Source organism: uncultured Lutibacter sp., from assembly GCF_937891065.1.
GTDB lineage: Bacteria > Bacteroidota > Bacteroidia > Flavobacteriales > Flavobacteriaceae > Lutibacter.
This window is the reverse complement of sequence record NZ_CALAEQ010000072.1, coordinates 1-1139: the sequence shown is the minus strand read 5'-3', so window position 1 is coordinate 1139 and position 1139 is coordinate 1. Positions and strand designations below refer to the sequence as shown.

General features: G+C 34.3%; 1 protein-coding gene. It reads left to right on the top strand.

What is annotated here, in order from left to right:
* On the top strand, positions 1-1139 hold a 1139-nt coding region (locus tag Q0352_RS04290), incomplete at both ends, for a UDP-glucose/GDP-mannose dehydrogenase family protein (protein WP_299524151.1).

Genomic DNA, 1139 nt, shown 5'->3' with positions numbered 1-1139 from the left:
GGATATGTAGGATTAGTATCAGGAACTTGTTTTTCAGAAATGGGAAATAGTGTAACCTGTGTAGATATTGATGCAACCAAAATAGAGAAGTTAAATCAAGGAATTATTCCAATTTATGAGCCAGGTTTAGAAGCTATGGTTTTAAAAAATGTAGAAAATAAAAATCTATTTTTCACCACAAATTTAGAGGCACCTCTTAAAAATGCAGAAATTGTATTTATAGCAGTTGGCACACCTATGGGAAATGACGGTTCGGCTGATCTTCAATATGTATTGGCGGTAGCTGCATCTATTGGTAAAACAATGCAAAAAAAGTTGGTTATAGTTGATAAATCAACAGTACCAATAGGTACAGCAGATACAGTAAAAGCAACCATACAAGAACAATTAGATAAAAGAAATGTTTCCATTGAATTTGAAGTAGTTTCAAACCCTGAATTCTTAAAAGAAGGTGCTGCGATTAACGATTTTATGAAACCAGACAGAGTGGTAATTGGTGCAGATAGCAAGTATGCAATTGAAAAAATGAAACAATTATATGCACCATTTTCTATGTCGCACGATCGTTTTATTGTTATGGATGTTCGTTCTGCTGAGATGACCAAATATGCTGCGAATGCCATGTTAGCAACAAAAATTTCATTTATGAATGAAATTGCCAATATTTGTGAAAAGGTAGGAGCTGATGCCAATCAGGTTCGGATAGGAATTGGATCAGATAGTAGAATAGGGTATAATTTTATTTATCCGGGATGTGGATATGGAGGTTCTTGTTTTCCAAAAGATGTGAAAGCTTTACAGAAAATTGCTTCAGAATATAATTATAAAGCAACCTTAATTACCGCTGTAGAAGAAGTGAATGATGCCCAAAAATTGGTGATTGCAAACAAAATAATAAAACGTTTTGGAGACGATTTAACGGGGTTAACTTTTGGTATTTGGGGACTGGCATTTAAACCAGGAACTGATGATATGCGTGAAGCACCTGCAATTTACATTGTAAAAGAATTGGTGAAAAGAGGCGCTAAAATTCAGGCATACGATCCAAAAGCAATGGGTGAAGCAAAAGAATTTTATTTAAAAGGACTGGAAAATGTTTCTTATGTAGCTTCAAAATATCAAGCCCTTCAAAACGCAGA